At 36.8% G+C, this 16,812-nt stretch carries 13 protein-coding genes and 1 tRNA gene; 13 read left to right on the top strand and 1 reads right to left on the bottom strand.

The window, feature by feature from the left end:
* The first annotated feature begins 25 nt into the window (after positions 1 to 25).
* The 6 genes from IJF99_RS00925 to IJF99_RS00900 are packed head-to-tail and all read left to right on the top strand — an operon-like array spanning position 26 to position 9,405.
* A complete protein-coding gene (locus IJF99_RS00925) occupies positions 26 to 1,573 on the top strand; it encodes a DNA-directed RNA polymerase subunit B'' (RefSeq protein ID WP_292790801.1) in 1,548 nt (515 codons plus the stop codon).
* Positions 1,574 to 1,583: 10 nt separating this feature from the next.
* A complete protein-coding gene (gene rpoB / locus IJF99_RS00920; protein ID WP_366931233.1) occupies positions 1,584 to 3,956 on the top strand; it encodes a DNA-directed RNA polymerase subunit B in 2,373 nt (790 codons plus the stop codon).
* 24 nt (positions 3,957 to 3,980) lie between these two features.
* On the top strand, positions 3,981 to 7,427 hold the full coding sequence (locus IJF99_RS00915; RefSeq protein ID WP_292790799.1) for a DNA-directed RNA polymerase subunit A': 3,447 nt from the start codon (positions 3,981 to 3,983) through the stop codon (positions 7,425 to 7,427).
* Positions 7,428 to 7,435: 8 nt separating this feature from the next.
* Positions 7,436 to 8,659, top strand: a complete 1,224-nt coding sequence (gene rpoA2 / locus IJF99_RS00910) for a DNA-directed RNA polymerase subunit A'' (RefSeq protein ID WP_292790797.1) — start codon at positions 7,436 to 7,438, stop codon at positions 8,657 to 8,659.
* Positions 8,660 to 8,667: 8 nt separating this feature from the next.
* Positions 8,668 to 8,967, top strand: a complete 300-nt coding sequence (locus IJF99_RS00905; protein ID WP_292790795.1) for a 50S ribosomal protein L30e — start codon at positions 8,668 to 8,670, stop codon at positions 8,965 to 8,967.
* A 6-nt stretch (positions 8,968 to 8,973) separates the two neighbouring features.
* A complete protein-coding gene (locus tag IJF99_RS00900; protein WP_292790793.1) occupies positions 8,974 to 9,405 on the top strand; it encodes a NusA-like transcription termination signal-binding factor in 432 nt (143 codons plus the stop codon).
* A gap of 49 nt (positions 9,406 to 9,454) precedes the next feature.
* Here the strand turns inward: IJF99_RS00900 and IJF99_RS00895 are convergent, their stop codons facing one another.
* Positions 9,455 to 9,718, bottom strand: a complete 264-nt coding sequence (locus IJF99_RS00895) for a hypothetical protein (protein WP_292790790.1) — start codon at positions 9,716 to 9,718, stop codon at positions 9,455 to 9,457.
* 386 nt (positions 9,719 to 10,104) lie between these two features.
* Here IJF99_RS00895 and IJF99_RS00890 point away from each other — a divergent pair, with 386 nt between their 5' ends.
* The 7 genes from IJF99_RS00890 to IJF99_RS00860 all read left to right on the top strand — a co-directional run bounded on the left by IJF99_RS00890 (position 10,105) and on the right by IJF99_RS00860 (position 16,812).
* Positions 10,105 to 11,400: an MFS transporter gene (locus IJF99_RS00890; RefSeq protein ID WP_292790829.1), complete on the top strand. Its 1,296-nt coding sequence runs from the start codon at positions 10,105 to 10,107 to the stop codon at positions 11,398 to 11,400.
* Positions 11,401 to 11,690: 290 nt separating this feature from the next.
* Positions 11,691 to 12,116 (top strand): 30S ribosomal protein S12, encoded by a 426-nt coding sequence (locus IJF99_RS00885; RefSeq protein WP_149730666.1) that lies wholly within the window; start codon positions 11,691 to 11,693, stop codon positions 12,114 to 12,116.
* 13 nt (positions 12,117 to 12,129) lie between these two features.
* Positions 12,130 to 12,690 carry a 30S ribosomal protein S7 gene (locus tag IJF99_RS00880; RefSeq protein WP_292790785.1) on the top strand — a complete coding sequence of 187 codons (561 nt, stop codon included), beginning with the start codon at positions 12,130 to 12,132 and terminating at the stop codon, positions 12,688 to 12,690.
* Between the two features lie 32 nt (positions 12,691 to 12,722).
* On the top strand, positions 12,723 to 14,921 hold the full coding sequence (locus IJF99_RS00875) for an elongation factor EF-2 (protein WP_292790782.1): 2,199 nt from the start codon (positions 12,723 to 12,725) through the stop codon (positions 14,919 to 14,921).
* Between the two features lie 155 nt (positions 14,922 to 15,076).
* Positions 15,077 to 16,318, top strand: coding sequence for a translation elongation factor EF-1 subunit alpha (tuf, locus tag IJF99_RS00870; protein WP_292790780.1), 1,242 nt, complete (start codon positions 15,077 to 15,079; stop codon positions 16,316 to 16,318).
* Positions 16,319 to 16,385: 67 nt separating this feature from the next.
* Complete coding sequence (gene rpsJ, locus IJF99_RS00865; RefSeq protein ID WP_292790777.1) at positions 16,386 to 16,694, top strand: 30S ribosomal protein S10; 309 nt, start codon at positions 16,386 to 16,388, stop codon at positions 16,692 to 16,694.
* Positions 16,695 to 16,728: 34 nt separating this feature from the next.
* Positions 16,729 to 16,812: transfer RNA gene (locus IJF99_RS00860), tRNA-Ser, on the top strand.

Genomic DNA, 16,812 nt, shown 5'->3' with positions numbered 1-16,812 from the left:
GCGTACGTAATGCTGGAGGATATCCATGACAGAGAATAATTGGAAATTAGTTGATGCATTTTTTGATAAATATGATTTGGTGGATCACCATATAAAATCATACAATGATTTCGTGAATAATAGGATTCAGAATATCATTGATATTACTGAACCTATCACTTTGGAAGATGGCAAATACACTTTAAAAACTGGTAAAGTACGTATTGAAAAACCATCCAACAAAGAAGCCGACGGTTCACGCAGTGAAATTGATCCAACTGAAGCAAGACTTAGAAACTTAAATTATTCAGCGGACATGTACCTTGAAATGGCCTTAATTGAAGAAGGAGAAGAAAATGTGGAATTGGAAGAAGTATACATCGGCGAATTACCTGTAATGCTCAAATCCGACATTTGCCATCTCAACGGTCTCAGTGCTGAAGAATTGATTGAAAAGAATGAAGACCCTCAAGATTTGGGAGGATACTTCATTGTCAACGGTTCTGAAAGGGCTGTTGTAACAATGGAAGAGATTGCTCCGAACAAAATCATTCTTGAACGTCTTGACAAGCCTGAAGACAGACATGCAAAAGCAGTCGTAACTTCAATCAAAAGTGGTTTCAGAGCAAGGATCACCTTGGAATATAAAAAACCACGTAAAAATGGAGTATTTTTAAGAATTTCATTCCCTTACCTTCCTGGTGAAATTCCATTAGTTATCTTATTAAGGGCTCTCGGATTATCTACAGATGAAGAGATTATTACCGCAATTTCCGACGATAATAATTTCCAGATGATGATTGCAGATGATTTGCAAGTCTCTACCGAAGCATTAAAATTGGACCAAAGCGAAATGGACGGAATGGACTACGAAGAAAGAAGAGAATATTTACGTCTTGCGGCCATCAAATACATAGGTAATAAAGTGGCCAGAAACATGCCTAATGATTATCGTATTAAAAGAGCCCGTGATGTTGTAAACCGTTATCTTTTACCTCACATGGGCACCGAAGAAGAAAGATGTTACGACAAGGCTATCTACTTGGCTGAGATGACTGAAATGCTGTTGGAAGTTATCGAAGGAAAAAGAGAACCACACGATAAGGACCATTACACTAACAAAAGACTCAGAGTTTCTGGAGATTTAATGGAAGATTTATTCAGAGTCGCTTTTACAAACTTGACCAGAGATATGAGTTACCAACTTGAAAGAAGCCTTTCACGTGGTAAGGAACTTTCAATCAAACAGGCAGTTCGTAGTGATGTTTTAACCGAGAACATTAAACATGCAATCGCTACCGGAAACTGGGTTGGTGGAAGAGCTGGTGTAAGCCAACTTTTAGATAGGACAAGTTACATGGGAACCCTTTCTCACTTAAGACGTGTAGTATCCCCATTAACAAGAAGCCAACCTCACTTTGAAGCAAGAGATTTGCACCCAACCCAATTTGGTAAAATATGTCCAAACGAAACTCCGGAAGGACCTAACTGTGGTTTGGTAAAGAACTTGGCTTTATTATGCAACATTTCCGAAGGTTCCGATGAACAGGAAATTATTGATGTTATTGAAAGAATGGATGTTGAGTTGATTTAAGGGAGGTGAAATGTTGTCAGAAAATATTAAAAGACCTACTACTGAAGAAAGAAAAGCATTTCATTACTTTGGTTTTGATGCAATAGTTCCATTTAAACATGTTAAGGATAGGATTGATGAATTGAAAGAACATGCTGAAGACGGCAAATTAGCAGAAAGAATTCTTGAACATGCGGAACACATTGAATCTTATTTTGATGATCAGGAAATGAGAAATGACGAAACAATATTTAAAGGATTTAATAAGGATAAACGCAGAAAAAAATGGGAATCTTACAAAAAGGATTTCAAAGGTTTCGAATTTTCAACTGAAGTAGCTATTGAACCTGTTGAAGAAGAAACTATCGAATCAGCTGATGAAGAACTTGTTGATGCAGTAGAACCAACAGAAGATGAATCAGGTGAAATTGAAGTCGCCGAAGAAGAATCCATTGAAGTAGTCAATGAAGATGAATCCGGCGAAATTGAAGCTGCTGATGAGGAAACCGATGAAATTGAAACTGCCGAAGAAGGATCCATTGAAGTAGTCAATGAAGATGGATCAGGCGAAATTGAAGTTGTCAGAATAGAACCTAAACCTAACCAAACTAAAATCTATATCAATGGTGAACTTTTAGGTTATTGTGAAGACCCAGAAAACTTCACTCAGGAAATGAGAGAAAAAAGGAGAAACGGTGAAGTTTCCCATGAAATGAACATTACCTATTATAAAGACAATAATGAGATTTATATATTCAATGACCCTGGTAGAGCTAGAAGGCCATTAATCATTGTAAAAGAAGGAGTTCCTCTTTTAAAAGAAGAACACTTAAACAAAATTGCTAATGGCAAACTCAAATGGGATGATTTAATTGAGAAAGGACTCATTGAATACCTTGATGCTGAAGAAGAGGAAAATTCATATATTGCAATGAGTTTGGCTGACTTAAATGAGGAACACACTCACTTAGAAATTGACCCGGCAACCATGCTCGGTATCTGTGCAGGAATTATTCCATTTTCAGACCACAACTCTTCTCCAAGGAACACAATGGAAGCGGGTATGACAAAACAGGCTTTAGGGTTATATGTTTCCAATTATGCATTACGTACCGATACAAGGGCACACCTATTGCACCACCCACAAACTCCAATTGTAAAAACACGTATCATCGATTCAACCAATTACGACTTAAGACCATCCGGTCAAAACTTTGTTGTAGCATTAATGTCATACGAAGGATACAACATGGAAGACGCAATGGTCATCAACAAGGGATCTCTGGAAAGAGGATTAGCAAGATCATCATTTTTCAGGTCATACGATACTTCAGAAAAAATGTACGCCGGGGGTTTATCCGACCACTTCGAAGTACCTGACAAAAATGTAAAAGGATACAGATCTGAAGAGGTATACAGAAACCTGGACGAAGACGGTGTTGTAAATCCGGAATCCGAAGTTGAATCTGGTGACGTATTAATCGGTAAAACTTCACCACCTAGATTCTTGGAAGAAAACTTAGGCACCATTGCAGATAAAAGAAGAGAAACTTCAGTAACCGTAAGACACGGTGAAAAAGGTATTGTTGATGCAGTTCTTTTATCAGAGACTGTAGAAGGTTCAAGATTAGCTAAAATCAGAGTAAGAGATACCAGGCAACCTGAATTTGGTGACAAATTCGCATCAAGACACGGTCAGAAAGGGGTTGTTGGTTTAATATTATCTCCTGAAGATGTGCCATTCACAGAATTCGGTGTTGTGCCTGATTTAATAGTCAATCCTCACGCTATTCCATCCAGGATGTCTATCGGTCAGGTATTGGAAATGGTTGCAGGTAAGGCAGGTTGTCTTGAAGGAAAACGTGTAGATGCAACTCCATTCAACCAAACACTTGAAGATGAAATCAAACAGCAATTGATAGACAACGGATTTGAATCAGCAGGATGTGAATCTTTATACAGTGGAGTAACCGGTGAAAGAATCGACGCTGAAATCTTCGTCGGTGTTGCATATTACCAAAAACTACATCACATGACCACTGATAAAGTTTACGCCCGTTCAAGAGGTCCTGTACAAGTGCTTACACGTCAACCTACCGAAGGTAGAGCACGTGAAGGTGGATTAAGATTCGGGGAAATGGAAAGAGACTGTCTCATCGCACACGGTGCAGCATTAACCCTAAAAGAAAGACTTCTTGACGAATCCGACAAATATGACGCAATTGTCTGTGAAAATTGTGGAATGTTGGCAGTATATGACAAGAATAAAAATAAAAAATACTGTCCTATTTGTGGAGACGTAGAAACTTATCCGGTTGAAATTTCATACGCATTTAAATTATTGTTAGACGAACTTAAGAGTTTATGTATTTTCCCTAAATTGAAATTAGGAGACAAAGCATAATTACAGTTATAAAGGAGCCAATACATGACAGGATTTATTAAAAAAATTGAACAAATCAACTTTGGGCTAATGTCTCCTGAAGATATTCGTAACATGTCTGTTGTAACAGTTGAAACTCCTGATACTTATGAGGATGACGGTTTCCCTATCGAAAAAGGTCTAATGGATCCTCGTTTAGGAGTTATCGACCCAAGTTTAGTCTGTAGGACTTGTGGTTTCAGAGGTGGAGATTGTCAAGGACATTTCGGTAGTATTGAACTAGCAAGACCGGTCATTCACATTGGATTTGGTGATGTGATTCACAAAATCCTACGTTCAACATGTAATGAATGTGGCCGCGTTCTTCTAACTGATGATGTAATTGAAGAATATGCTACCAAAATCAACGAAGCAAAAGACAGTGGGGAAAACATTTCCAATATTCTAAAAGAATTATACAATGCCACTAAAACATTCGAAGTAAAAGAAGAAAAACAGGATGAAATCGTCAGAAAAATATGGAACGATTATTTCCCTGATGGCGTTGATGAATTGGAATACTCAAGAATTGAAACTATATTGAAAAGCGTTTCAAAACAGTTATTCACAGATGCATACATATCAGGTGACGATTCCCCTAGAACATACATCGATGCAAAAATGCTATGCCCTCACTGTAAGAAGAATTCCACTTTAGATAACATTGAAACTACATTTGAGGAAATAGAATCAAAAGCAATCCAAGGCGATATAGATTATATTTTCAATTTCAACAAAATCATATCATCAAAAAATTCCGAGTTGAACAAGGAACTTGATAAAATTCTCAGAAGGCTTAAAAAATTGTTCAAAGCAGCTCTTCCTGAAGATGTTCCTGATGAAGAAATGGATCCATACACTGACTTCGAATCAAGTATTTCTGAATTAAGGAAAGAGATTTCAGATTCTAAGGATGTTGAAAATTCAATTTCCATCTATAGAACAGCTTTAGGCAAATTTGATGATAATGTTCTTAAAAAATTGAATATCACAGAAAATGATGAAAACAGCAAGGATTTCAACAAATACCTTGAATCCGTTGAAGATGCAGGTTTAGTTCCTGACGGAATTTTAGAATCATTCGAAGAGGATAAAGCTAGACAGGTCAGAACAGAAACCAGAAACTACATCAAAACTTATCTTCAAAAATTAATCCAGGAACCAATCAAATTAGATAAACCTGTAACTATTCGTCAAGGTGATTACAAATTAACAGCTTCTGAAGTTCGTGAAAGACTTGAAAGAATCACTGATGATGATTCATTCGTTTTAGGTGTTAACCCTGAAGTCGCAAGACCAGAATGGTTAGTATTGACTGTTTTACCAGTTCCTCCAGTAACTGTTAGACCTTCAATCACTCTAGACACAGGTGAACGTTCAGAAGATGACTTAACTCACAAATTAGTAGATATCTTACGTATTAATCAAAGATTACTTGAAAATATGGAAGCTGGAGCTCCTCAACTAATCGTTGAAGACTTATGGGAATTATTACAATACCACGTAACAACCTACTTTGACAATGAAGCAAGCGGTGTTCCTCCTGCAAGACACAGATCAGGAAGACCATTAAAAACATTAACTCAAAGGCTTAAAGGTAAGGAAGGACGTTTCAGGTCCAACTTATCAGGTAAACGTGTAAACTTCTCAGCACGTACTGTAATTTCCCCAGACCCAAATATCAGTATTAATGAGGTCGGAGTTCCGGAAATGATTGCAAAAGAAGTGACTGTACCGGTATATGTAAATGAATGGAACATGGAAGAGATGAAAAAATACATCAAAAACGGTTCCGACATCCACCCTGGTGCAAACTATGTAATCAGAAAAGACGGAAGAAAAATCAGAATACGTAATGAAGAAACTATTGAATTAATATTGGAGCAATTAGAACCAGGATTCATTGTCGAAAGACACTTGAAAGATGGAGACATGGTTCTATTCAATCGTCAACCTTCATTGCACAGAATGAGTATGATGGCACACGAAGTAAGAGTCCTGCCATATAAGACTTTCAGGCTAAACTTATGCGTATGTCCTCCATACAACGCGGATTTCGACGGGGACGAAATGAACATGCACGTGTTCCAGACTGACGAATCCCGTGCAGAAGCAAAATCATTGATGCGTGTACAGGAACACATTTTATCTCCAAGGTTCGGAGGACCTATTATCGGTGCTATTCACGACCACATTAGTGGTGCATACTTATTAACCCGTGATGGAGTTGAATTTACAGAAGAGCAAGCTTTACAAATTATCAGAAAATCCCACTTGAAATTACCTGAATTTAAAAAAGGTCAATGGGTTTTAAAAACAACCCCTGACTTAAAACCAGGTATGGAAATTCCATCAGATATTGAAAGGTCATATATCTTTAAAGATAAGGGAGCTATGTGGACTGGTAAGGAATTGTTCTCATTATTATTACCAAATGATTTGAATTTATCATACACAGCCGAAATTTCCAAATGTCCTGTTGTATACCCTGCAGAAGATGCAACCGTTGTAATCAAGGACGGTATTCTTGTGCAAGGTGTAATAGATGAATCCGCTTACGGATCATTTTCAGGAAAAATCTTAGATAAGATAGTTAAGGAATACGGTCCTGGAAGAGCAAAAGAATTCTTGGACAGAGCTACTGACTTAGCAATCTGTGGAATCATGAAAACCGGAATCACAACCAGTTTAAATGATGAGGAAATTCCTCAAGAAGCTCAAGACCGTATTAACGAGCACTTAGATAATAAGATGGCTGAAGTAGATAAACTTGTAGAGTCTTACGAAGAAGGATACCTCCAAGCTTTACCGGGCAGAAGTCTGGAAGAGACTTTAGAGATGAAAATCATGCAAGTTCTCGGGGAAGCTAGGGACATGTCAGGTAGTATTGCTGAAAACTACCTTACAATGGGTAAGCAATCAGATGACGACCCATATGACCACGTAATGGCAGTTGAAAACCACTCTGTAGTAATGGCACGTACAGGTGCAAGGGCATCCATGCTGAACCTTACTCAGATTACCGCTTGTGTAGGACAACAGGCGGTTAGGGGTGGACGTATCGAAAGAGGATACCTGAACCGTACATTACCTCACTTCAAAAAAGGTGAGTTAGGGGCAAAAGCGAAAGGATTTGTACACTCAAGCTACAAATCAGGTCTTGACCCAATCGAATTCTTCTTCCACGCAATGGGAGGAAGAGAAGGTCTTGTAGATACAGCGATTCGTACCGCACAATCCGGTTACATGCAAAGAAGACTCGTAAACGCATTGCAAGATTTACAAGTAAAACCATCAGGACTTGTTACAGACAATCAAGGTAATGTTATCCAAACCATGTTTGGAGAAGATGGTGTAGACCCAGCTAAATCTGACTTCGGTAAACCAGCTGACTTACACAAACTTATAGATGAAATAAGAATTGAAGAAAAGTTAAATCAGGAAGGTAAGTAGGTGTAACTATGGAAGAGATTATACTTAAAGTAAAAGATACAATTGCAGAACTTAACGATACTGAAAATCTTGAAATCGAGTTTCCAGACAGTTATATCAAAGATTTAGCTAAAGCTTATGTTAATGAAGAATTAACTGATGATGAGTTAAAAGAACTCATCAAAAAACTTAAACAGGCCTATGACCGAGCTCGCGTTGAAGCTGGCGAGGCTGTTGGAACAGTAGCTGCACAATCTGTAGGTGAACCTGGTACTCAGATGACTATGCGTACTTTTCACTATGCAGGGGTAACTGAATTAAACGTAACATTAGGTCTTCCAAGGCTTATTGAAATCGTTGACGCAAGAAAAGATATTGCTACTCCAACTATGGATATTTACTTCAATGAAGAAAGACGTGACGACGAGGAATTTGTTAGAATTTTAGCTAACCAAATTGGTAAAAGTACCATAAACGACATTCTTTCAGATTTCAATTTAAACTATGGTACTATGGAAGTCGAAGCGGTTTTAGATTCTAAAAAAATTGAAGAAAAAAGACTTGATAGAGATGAAATCAACGCCGTAATTGAAAAAAGTTTCAAAAAGGCAATTATCAATGATGATGAAATAATCATCTCCTCTTCAAAAAGCGATAAATCCGAATCCAAATTTGAAATCCGTGAACTTCGTCTTTTAGCCGATAAAGTTCGTGATTTGCAAATCAGTGGTATCAAAAATATTGGTAAGGTCATTATCCGTCGTGATGATGTGCCAAGAGATTTAGCAGAATTTGAAGGTCAGAAGGAATGGATTATTCATACTGAAGGATCAAACCTTAAAGAAATTCTCAGCAGAGAAGGTATTGACCCTGTAAGAACCACTACCAACAACATTCATGAAATCGGTGAGGTTTTAGGTATTGAAGCGGCTCGTCAGTCAATTATCAATGAAGCTCAAAATACCCTTTCCGAACAAGGTCTTAGTGTTGATGTAAGACATATCATGTTGGTTGCAGATATTATGACTTCTGAAGGTATTGTCAAATCAATCGGAAGACACGGTATCAGTGGTGAAAAATCAAGTGTTTTAGCTCGTGCAGCTTTTGAAGAGACCGGTAAACATTTACTTCACGCAAGTATTCGTGGGGAAGTTGATGATTTAACAGGTATCATCGAAAATATTATTATTGGACAACCAATACCTCTTGGTACCGGTTCAGTCGGTGTCAAAATGGATTATAAAAATAAATAGGAGGCTAGATGATGGACGTAGATAGAGGAATCAGGGTTGCTGTCGACACTGGTGATGTGACATTAGGCTCTGAAAAATCAATTCAATCTTTAAAATTAGGAAAAGGCCAACTTGCAGTTGTTGCTGAAAACGCTCCTAAAGAAATTCTTGAAGATGTTGAATATTATGCAAATCTCTCTGAAATTCCATTCATTGTATATGATGGAACTAGTGTAGATTTGGGTTCTGTTTGTGGTAAACCGTTCACTGTTGCTACATTAATCGTAAACGATCCAGGAGATTCTACAATATTAGACGATTTGAGGTAGATTTAAGTGTCTATTAAATTCAGTGCAAATGAAATTAGATTCATAGCTCTTTTCGAAAATATGACTGGAGCAATGGTGAAAGATTGCATTATCGATGATGAACATGGTAAAGTCACATTTGTAGTGAAAAATGGGGATATGGGACTTGCAATTGGTAAAGGAGGCAGTTCCGTATCTAAAGTTCAAAGAGCAGTTGATAAGGGTATTGAAATTGTAGAGTTAGATGATGATCCAATTCAATTTATTAAAAATTGTTTATCTCCTGCAAAATTACAATCTGTTAAAATATCTCAAAAGCAAACAGGCGAGAAGATAGCTATTGTTACAGCAGACAATACCAACAAACGTATTGCTATCGGTAAAAACGGAATCAATATTGAAAGGGCTAAATTATTAGCTGATAGACAACATAATATTGACAATATAATTTTAAAATAGCTTTCGGGCTATTTTATAATTAATTTTTTTTTTAATGGCTTTGTAGAAATCATATTTGATTTCCTAAATTTTTTAAAAACTCATTGATAATCTTATCTTTTAGAATATCTTTAATGTAAATTACATGCATGGGGTCGCTCTTGTTTTTTCTTATTTCTGATTTGATTTCTTCCGATTCGAATATTTCATCAATCGTTTTTAATCTTTTCTTTTCTTCTGTTAAACTATTGGATGCGGATTTTTGGAGATCATTATTCTGTTTTATGTTAGATTTATCTATTTTAGTTCCGCAGTTGGTACAAAAGTTAGCCATATTATGTCCTTCTTAATCTTCAAACAAATTTTAGTCAAAAAACTTATTTATATGTTATTGGGTCAACATCCCATTTTAAAAATAATATTAAACTGGAAATAATAGATTTTTAAAAATTTTTGAAAAATCAAATAGGATTTCTGCAATGCCTTTTTAACATTATTTTTTTAAACTTTTTATATTGTGTTTTATATAATTTTAATTATAATTATCATTGGAGGAATATTATAAATTTTAATTCTGTTGATTGGAAATCTCAAACTTTTTTAATTGTTCTTCTGGCGGCTTTAAATCAGTTGTCAACAAGTATTGTTACCAATGTAGTTGTAGTGGTTTTGCCGGATATTTCTATAGATTTGGGCATAACAGTTTAGACTTTAAACTGGATTACAATCATATTTTTCATGGCATCGATTTCCATAAGCATTCCCCTCAGTAAGATTATCAGCCAGTACGGCGTAAAGAAATATACAAAAATCGCTATATGGGGCTTGATTTTAGGCCTGGTGCTTTCAGCGGTTGCAAACTCCCATGCTTTATTCCTTCTATCAAGGGTTATTCAGGGAATCAATTGCGCAATATTATATTTCAGCATTTACATGATGATTGTGTTGGAGATGCCTGAAGATAAAACCGGCAGGACTCTGGGCATTGTCGGTTCATCAGGATATATTGGAATGACTATCGCCCCATCTATTGCGGGTTTCATATCATATTATTTGTCTTGGAGGTTCGCATTCCTGTTCGTTGTTCCGTTGCTTGCCTTCCAATTGGTCCTGGTTCATTATATCTATGATGAATGGAAAACCGAGAAAAGGCCTATTGACAATATCGGTTCTTTGCTTTATGTATTGGTCATTATATTTCTGGTCTATGGACTTTCCAATGTTGTTTCAAATGGATTTATTTATCTGGTCATATTCGCGGTATTGCTGATTTCATTCTTATTTTATGAACACAGTAGGGAGTATCCGATCTACAATCTGCATCTTTTGAAGAATTTGAAGTATGCAATAGGCAACTATTCTTCAATGGGGGGTTATTTCGTTACTTTTATAGCGGCTTATATTTTAAGCTTGCATTTGCAGATTGTAATGGGTATTGATTCAAGAACCACAGGTTTGTTGCTTTTGATCACTCCTGTTTTAATGGTGTTTGCGGCCCCTTATGCTGGCAGACTGTCCGATAAGCATGACCCTCGCATAATTTCTGCCGTAGCCATGGTCTTCATCACTTCGGCCATGGTTATGTTCGTATTTTTAAAGGAACTTCCTTTATATCTGATTGTAATCGGAATCGCCCTTCAGGGTCTGGGTCACGGCTTGTTTTCATCACCCAACAACAGGTATGTCCTAACCTCTGTTGACGTTGAGGATCTGCCTGATGCGTCTTCCTTTTTATCATCCATCAAGGAAATTGGCAAACTTCTATGCACTGCCGTATTCAATGTAATTTGTGTGATATATGTGGGCAATGTGGAAATCGAAACAAATGTCTCCGGTTTAATCCAGTCCTCCAGGACTATGATGATTGTTTGCGTTGCAATATGTTTATCTTCAATTATTCTATTGCTGATAAGTAAGTATCTCTTTGAAAGGGATGAAAATATGGAGGTTATTGAAGTTTTACGCAGGTTCCTGCCGGATAAGGTTCTCGAATTTTATCGAAATGAAATTTCATGAAACTTTCCAAATTTGATTTTTTTAACATTAAAAAACATACCTTTATAAAGGGGAATATATATAAATTATCATAAGATATCTGTACTATTTTATAACATGACTATGTGTGCTTTTTGTCATTGTTTTTAAGTCCATTTCACGATATCTTCTTTTTAGATAAGTTATTATCTAATTATATTATTATTACTGATTGTATCTCAGAATTTAGATTGTACTGTTAGTCAACAGTATAAATCGCAGCGGTGGATTCTTAGATACGCATTTTTAACAAAAAATTCGAGGAAAAAAATATGCCAGGACTTTTTGCTGCAAAAAAACTTAAAAGAAATAGACAAAATTTTAAGTGGAAAGACGTAGATTACAAAAGGAGAGCTTTAAGATTAGACGTTAAAGCGGATCCTTTGGAAGGAGCTCCTCAAGCTAGAGGAATCGTAATTGAGAAAGTAGGGATAGAAGCAAAACAACCTAACTCTGCTATTCGTAAATGTGTACGTGTTCAATTAATTAAAAACGGTAAACAATTAACTGCTTTCGCACCAGGTGACGGAGCTATAGGATTTATCGATGAACACGATGAAGTAATGATTGAAGGAATCGGTGGACCATCCGGAAGATCCATGGGTGATATTCCAGGTGTCCGTTGGAAAGTTTCCAAAGTTAACAACGTAGCTTTATCAGAAATGGTAAGTGGAAAAATAGAAAAACCTGTAAGATAAGGTGGTTAAGTTTATGAGTAAATTATTTGATAAATGGGATCTCGATGAAGTAAAAGTTGAGGACTTAGGTTTAGTAAAATATATCTGCTTAGATGAAACTTTAGTTCCACATACTTCTGGTAGACATGTAAAAAGACAATTCGCAAAATCTAAAGTGTCAATTGTTGAAAGATTAATGAATAAAATTATGAGGACCCATCTCAACTCAGGTAAGAAAAATAAGGCTTACAATATTGTTAGAGATGCTTTAGAAATTATTAATAAAAGAACTAAAAAGAATCCTGTTCAAGTTTTAGTAACCGCAGTTGAAAACACTGCACCTCGTGAAGAAACTACTCGTATCAAATACGGTGGTATTGGATACCAAGTTGCTGTAGACATTTCTCCACAAAGAAGGGTTGACCTTTCATTAGGATTCCTAACCAGAGGTACTTTACAATCTTCATTCAAAAACAGAAAATCTGTTGCTGAATGTTTAGCTGAAGAATTGATTCTTGCTTCTGAAGAAGATTCAAGAAGTTTTGCTTTACAAAAAGCTGAAGAGAAAGAAAGAGTTGCTAAAGCAGCACACTAATCATATATAATATTTTTATTTAGGTGGTTATTTTGAGTAGAAGAGACAAAATGATTGCAAAAATCAAAGAATTAATGTACCAACCGGACCAAATCAGAAATATTGGTATCTGTGCTCACATCGATCACGGTAAAACCACTTTATCTGATAACCTCCTCGCAGGTGCAGGAATGATTTCCGAAGAACTTGCAGGTGACCAAAGATTCTTAGATTTTGACGAACAAGAACAAGCTCGTGGTATTACTATTGATGCAGCTAACGTATCTATGGTACACGACTACAAAGAAAATGAATATTTGATTAACTTAATCGATACCCCTGGTCACGTTGACTTCGGTGGGGATGTAACTCGTGCTATGAGAGCTGTAGATGGTGCAGTAGTTGTAGTTTGTGCTGTAGAAGGTATCATGCCTCAAACTGAAACCGTATTCAGACAAGCATTAAAAGAAAACGTAAAACCTGTATTGTTCATTAACAAAGTTGACAGATTAATCAACGAGTTAAAATTAGAACCTGAAGAGTTACAAAACAGATTCTTAAAAATCTTCATGGAAGCTAACAAATTAATCAAAAACATGGCTCCTGAAGACAAAAAAGAAGAATGGAAATTAGATTTCACTGATGGTAGTGTAGCATTCGGTTCAGCATACCACAACTGGGCTATCAACGTTCCAACCATGCAAGAAACCGGAATCAACTTTAAAGATATTATCGATTACTGTAATGCTGACAACGAAAAAGAATTAGCTCAAAAAGTACCTTTATCAGATGTGTTATTAGGTATGGTAGTTGAACACTTGCCTTCCCCTAAAGTGGCACAGGAATACAGAGTGCCTAACATCTGGGACGGAGACATCGAATCTCCTGCAGGCGAAGGTATGATCAACACTTCTCCTGACGGACCTTTAGCCGTAATGGTTACCAACGTATCTGTTGACAAGCACGCTGGTGAAATCGCTACCGGTAGGGTATACGGAGGAGCTATCGAAAAAGGTACTGAAGTCTACATGGTAGGTTCTCATGGAAAATCCAGAGTACAACAAGTAGGTGTATACTTCGGACCTGAAAGAGTTAACACTGATAAAGTTCCTGCAGGTAACATTGTATATGTTGCTGGTGCAAAAGGAGCTATCGCTGGTGAAACCTTATGTTCTCCTGATCACAAAATCAAGGAGTTCGAAGGACTTGAACATATTTCAGAACCTGTAGTTACTGTAGCTGTAGAAGCTAAAAATACCAAAGACTTACCAAAATTGATTGAAGTATTAAGACAAACTGGTAAAGAAGACCCTACCGTTAAAATTGATATTAACGAAGAAACCGGTGAACACTTAGTGTCAGGTATGGGAGAACTTCACTTGGAAGTTATCGGATACAGAATCAGTGAAAAAGGTGTAGAAATCACTACTTCCGAACCGATTGTAGTATACAGAGAAACTGTAAGACAATTATCTCCACAAGTTGAAGGTAAATCACCAAACAAACACAACAGATTCTATATCACTGTTGAACCTATTGAACCTGAACTCTATGCTGCAATCCAAGAAGGAGATATCAAAGAAGGTAGAGTAAAAGGTAAAGAATCAGCTGCTGACTTTATGGAACATGGTTTGGATAAAGAAGAAGCCAGAAGAGTATGGGCTGTTCACAACAGAAGCATATTCCTTAACATGACTCGTGGTATCCAGTACTTGGATGAAGTTAAAGAATTGTTACTTGAAGGATTCGAAAATACTTTAGAAAGCGGTCCTTTAGGCGAAGAAATCTCCATGGGATTGAAATTCAAACTCCACGATGCAAAACTTCACGAAGACGCAGTTCACAGAGGACCTGCACAAGTATTGCCTGCTATCAGAAACGCAATCTTAGGTTCCATGATGCTTGCTGAACCTGCATTACTTGAACCAATGCAAAAAGTAGTCATTGACACTCCTAATGATTACATGGGTGCATGTACCCGTGAAATCCAAAACAGAAGAGGTCAAATCGTTAACATGGGTCAAGAAGGAGACATGGCAAGGATTGAATCTAAAGTGCCTGTAGCTGAAATGTTCGGTTTCGCTGGAGATATCAGATCCGCTGCTGAAGGTAGATGTTTATGGTCTACTGAAATTGCAGGATTTGAACCGCTCCCACGTGAGATGCAAAACCAAATTGTCAGAGAAATCAGACAAAGAAAAGGTTTATCCGCAGAACCGTTCCCTGCAAGCCACTACTTAGGTGATTTATAAAGATTAAAATTTTAAATTTTTAATTTTTTTATATTTTTTTAATTATTCATGAAAAAAACATTACTTATTTATATGTTAAAAAACATATAATGAATTTAAGCTATCAATTAAGCTTATAAATATTGGATGTTAATATTACTAAAAGAGGTTATATAATGGCAAAAGAAAAAGAACATATTAACTTAGCATTTATTGGACACGTTGACCACGGAAAATCCACTTTAGTTGGACACTTATTATTAAAAGCTGGTGCAATCGCTGAACAACAATTAGATGACGGTGAAAACAAATTCAGATTTGTTATGGACAAATTAGGAGAAGAAAGAGAAAGAGGAGTAACTATCGACTTAGCTCACCAAAAATTCTCCACCAACAAATATGACTACACTGTTGTAGATTGTCCTGGACACAGAGACTTCGTTAAAAACATGATCACCGGTGCATCCCAAGCTGACGCAGCTGTATTAGTAGTTGATGCAAAAGACGGTGTAATGCCACAAACCAAAGAACACATGTTCTTATCCATGACTTTAGGTATTAAACAAATCATCATTGCAGTTAACAAAATGGATGTAGTTGACTACAGTGAAGAAAGATTCAACGAAGTTAAAGAAGACGTTGGCGTTTTACTCAAATCCATCGGTAGAAACCCTGACGATGTACCTTTCATCCCTCTTTCAGCATTTGAAGGAGACAACATCAAAGAAAAAAGTGACAACATGTCCTGGTACAAAGGTTCACCACTTATGGACGAATTAGACAAATTAACTCCACCTGAAAAACCTGTGGACTTACCATTAAGAATTCCTATTCAAGACGTTTACTCCATTACTGGTGTAGGAACCGTACCTGTAGGAAGAGTTGAAACTGGTGTAATGAAAAAAGGTGAAAACGTTATCTTTGAACCTGCTGGAGCTTCCGGAGAAGTTAAATCCATCGAAATGCACCACGAAGTATTTGATGAAGCTGAACCTGGTGACAACATCGGATTCAACGTAAGAGGTGTAGGTAAAAACGATATCAGAAGAGGAGACGTAGCAGGACACACTGACAATGCTCCTACTGTAGCAAAACAATTCACCGCACAAGTTGTTGTATTACAACACCCTGGTGTAATTACCGTTGGATACACTCCTGTATTCCACTGCCACACTTCACAAACTGCATGTACTTTCTTAGAATTAACTTCTAAACTTGACCCTGCTACCGGTCAACCTGAAGCAGACAAACCTGACTTCATTAAAACTGGTGACGCAGCTATCGTTGAAATCAAACCAACCAAACCAATGGTTATGGAAGAAGCTAAAAACATTCCACCTATGGGTAGGTTTGCTATCAGAGATATGGGTCAAACTGTTGCTGCAGGATTATGTCTTAAAGTTACCTCAGCAAAATAAGTTTGTAAACAATAATTAGAAAGTAATCTTTTACTTTCTTTTCTTTTTGTTTTTTGGAGGAGAATAAATGAATCAAGCAAGAATTAAGCTTACTGGAACAGACCCAGAAAAATTAGCATACGTTTGTGATCAACTTAAAAAAATTGCTGAAAGAACTGGTGTCGACTTATCTGGTCCTATTCCATTACCTACTAAAAGATTAGTAGTTCCTACAAGAAAATCTCCAGATGGAGAAGGAAAAGCTTCTTGGGAAAAATGGGAACTCAGGATTCACAAACGTTTAATCGGTATTGGAGCTGATGAACGTGCAATGAGACAAGTCATGAAAGTGAATGTTCCAGATAATGTAAGTATTGAAATTGAACTTAAAGGATAAATATTTAGAATCCTTCTAAATATTCCTTTCATATGCCGAGATAGTCTAGTCTGGTAAGGCGCAGGACTTGAAATCCTGTGAGGTCATCCTCGCCTGGGTTCAAATCCCAGTCTCGGCG

This window comes from Methanobrevibacter sp. (genome assembly GCF_017406825.1).
In the GTDB taxonomy this organism is placed as follows: domain Archaea; phylum Methanobacteriota; class Methanobacteria; order Methanobacteriales; family Methanobacteriaceae; genus Methanocatella.
Note: the sequence above shows the minus strand (reverse complement) of the source record. Positions and strands in the feature narration are given on the sequence as shown.

Bases quoted from the DNA above. Each gene is read 5' to 3' on its own strand.
- IJF99_RS00895 (WP_292790790.1), bottom strand. From the start codon at position 9,718: ATGGCTAACTTTTGTACCAACTGCGGAACTAAAATAGATAAATCTAAC.
- rpoB (WP_366931233.1), top strand. From the start codon at position 1,584: ATGTTGTCAGAAAATATTAAAAGACCTACTACTGAAGAAAGAAAAGCA.
- IJF99_RS00915 (WP_292790799.1), top strand. From the start codon at position 3,981: ATGACAGGATTTATTAAAAAAATTGAACAAATCAACTTTGGGCTAATG.
- IJF99_RS00885 (WP_149730666.1), top strand. From the start codon at position 11,691: ATGCCAGGACTTTTTGCTGCAAAAAAACTTAAAAGAAATAGACAAAAT.
- rpsJ (WP_292790777.1), top strand. From the start codon at position 16,386: ATGAATCAAGCAAGAATTAAGCTTACTGGAACAGACCCAGAAAAATTA.
- IJF99_RS00925 (WP_292790801.1), top strand. From the start codon at position 26: ATGACAGAGAATAATTGGAAATTAGTTGATGCATTTTTTGATAAATAT.
- IJF99_RS00880 (WP_292790785.1), top strand. From the start codon at position 12,130: ATGAGTAAATTATTTGATAAATGGGATCTCGATGAAGTAAAAGTTGAG.
- IJF99_RS00905 (WP_292790795.1), top strand. From the start codon at position 8,668: ATGATGGACGTAGATAGAGGAATCAGGGTTGCTGTCGACACTGGTGAT.
- tuf (WP_292790780.1), top strand. From the start codon at position 15,077: ATGGCAAAAGAAAAAGAACATATTAACTTAGCATTTATTGGACACGTT.
- rpoA2 (WP_292790797.1), top strand. From the start codon at position 7,436: ATGGAAGAGATTATACTTAAAGTAAAAGATACAATTGCAGAACTTAAC.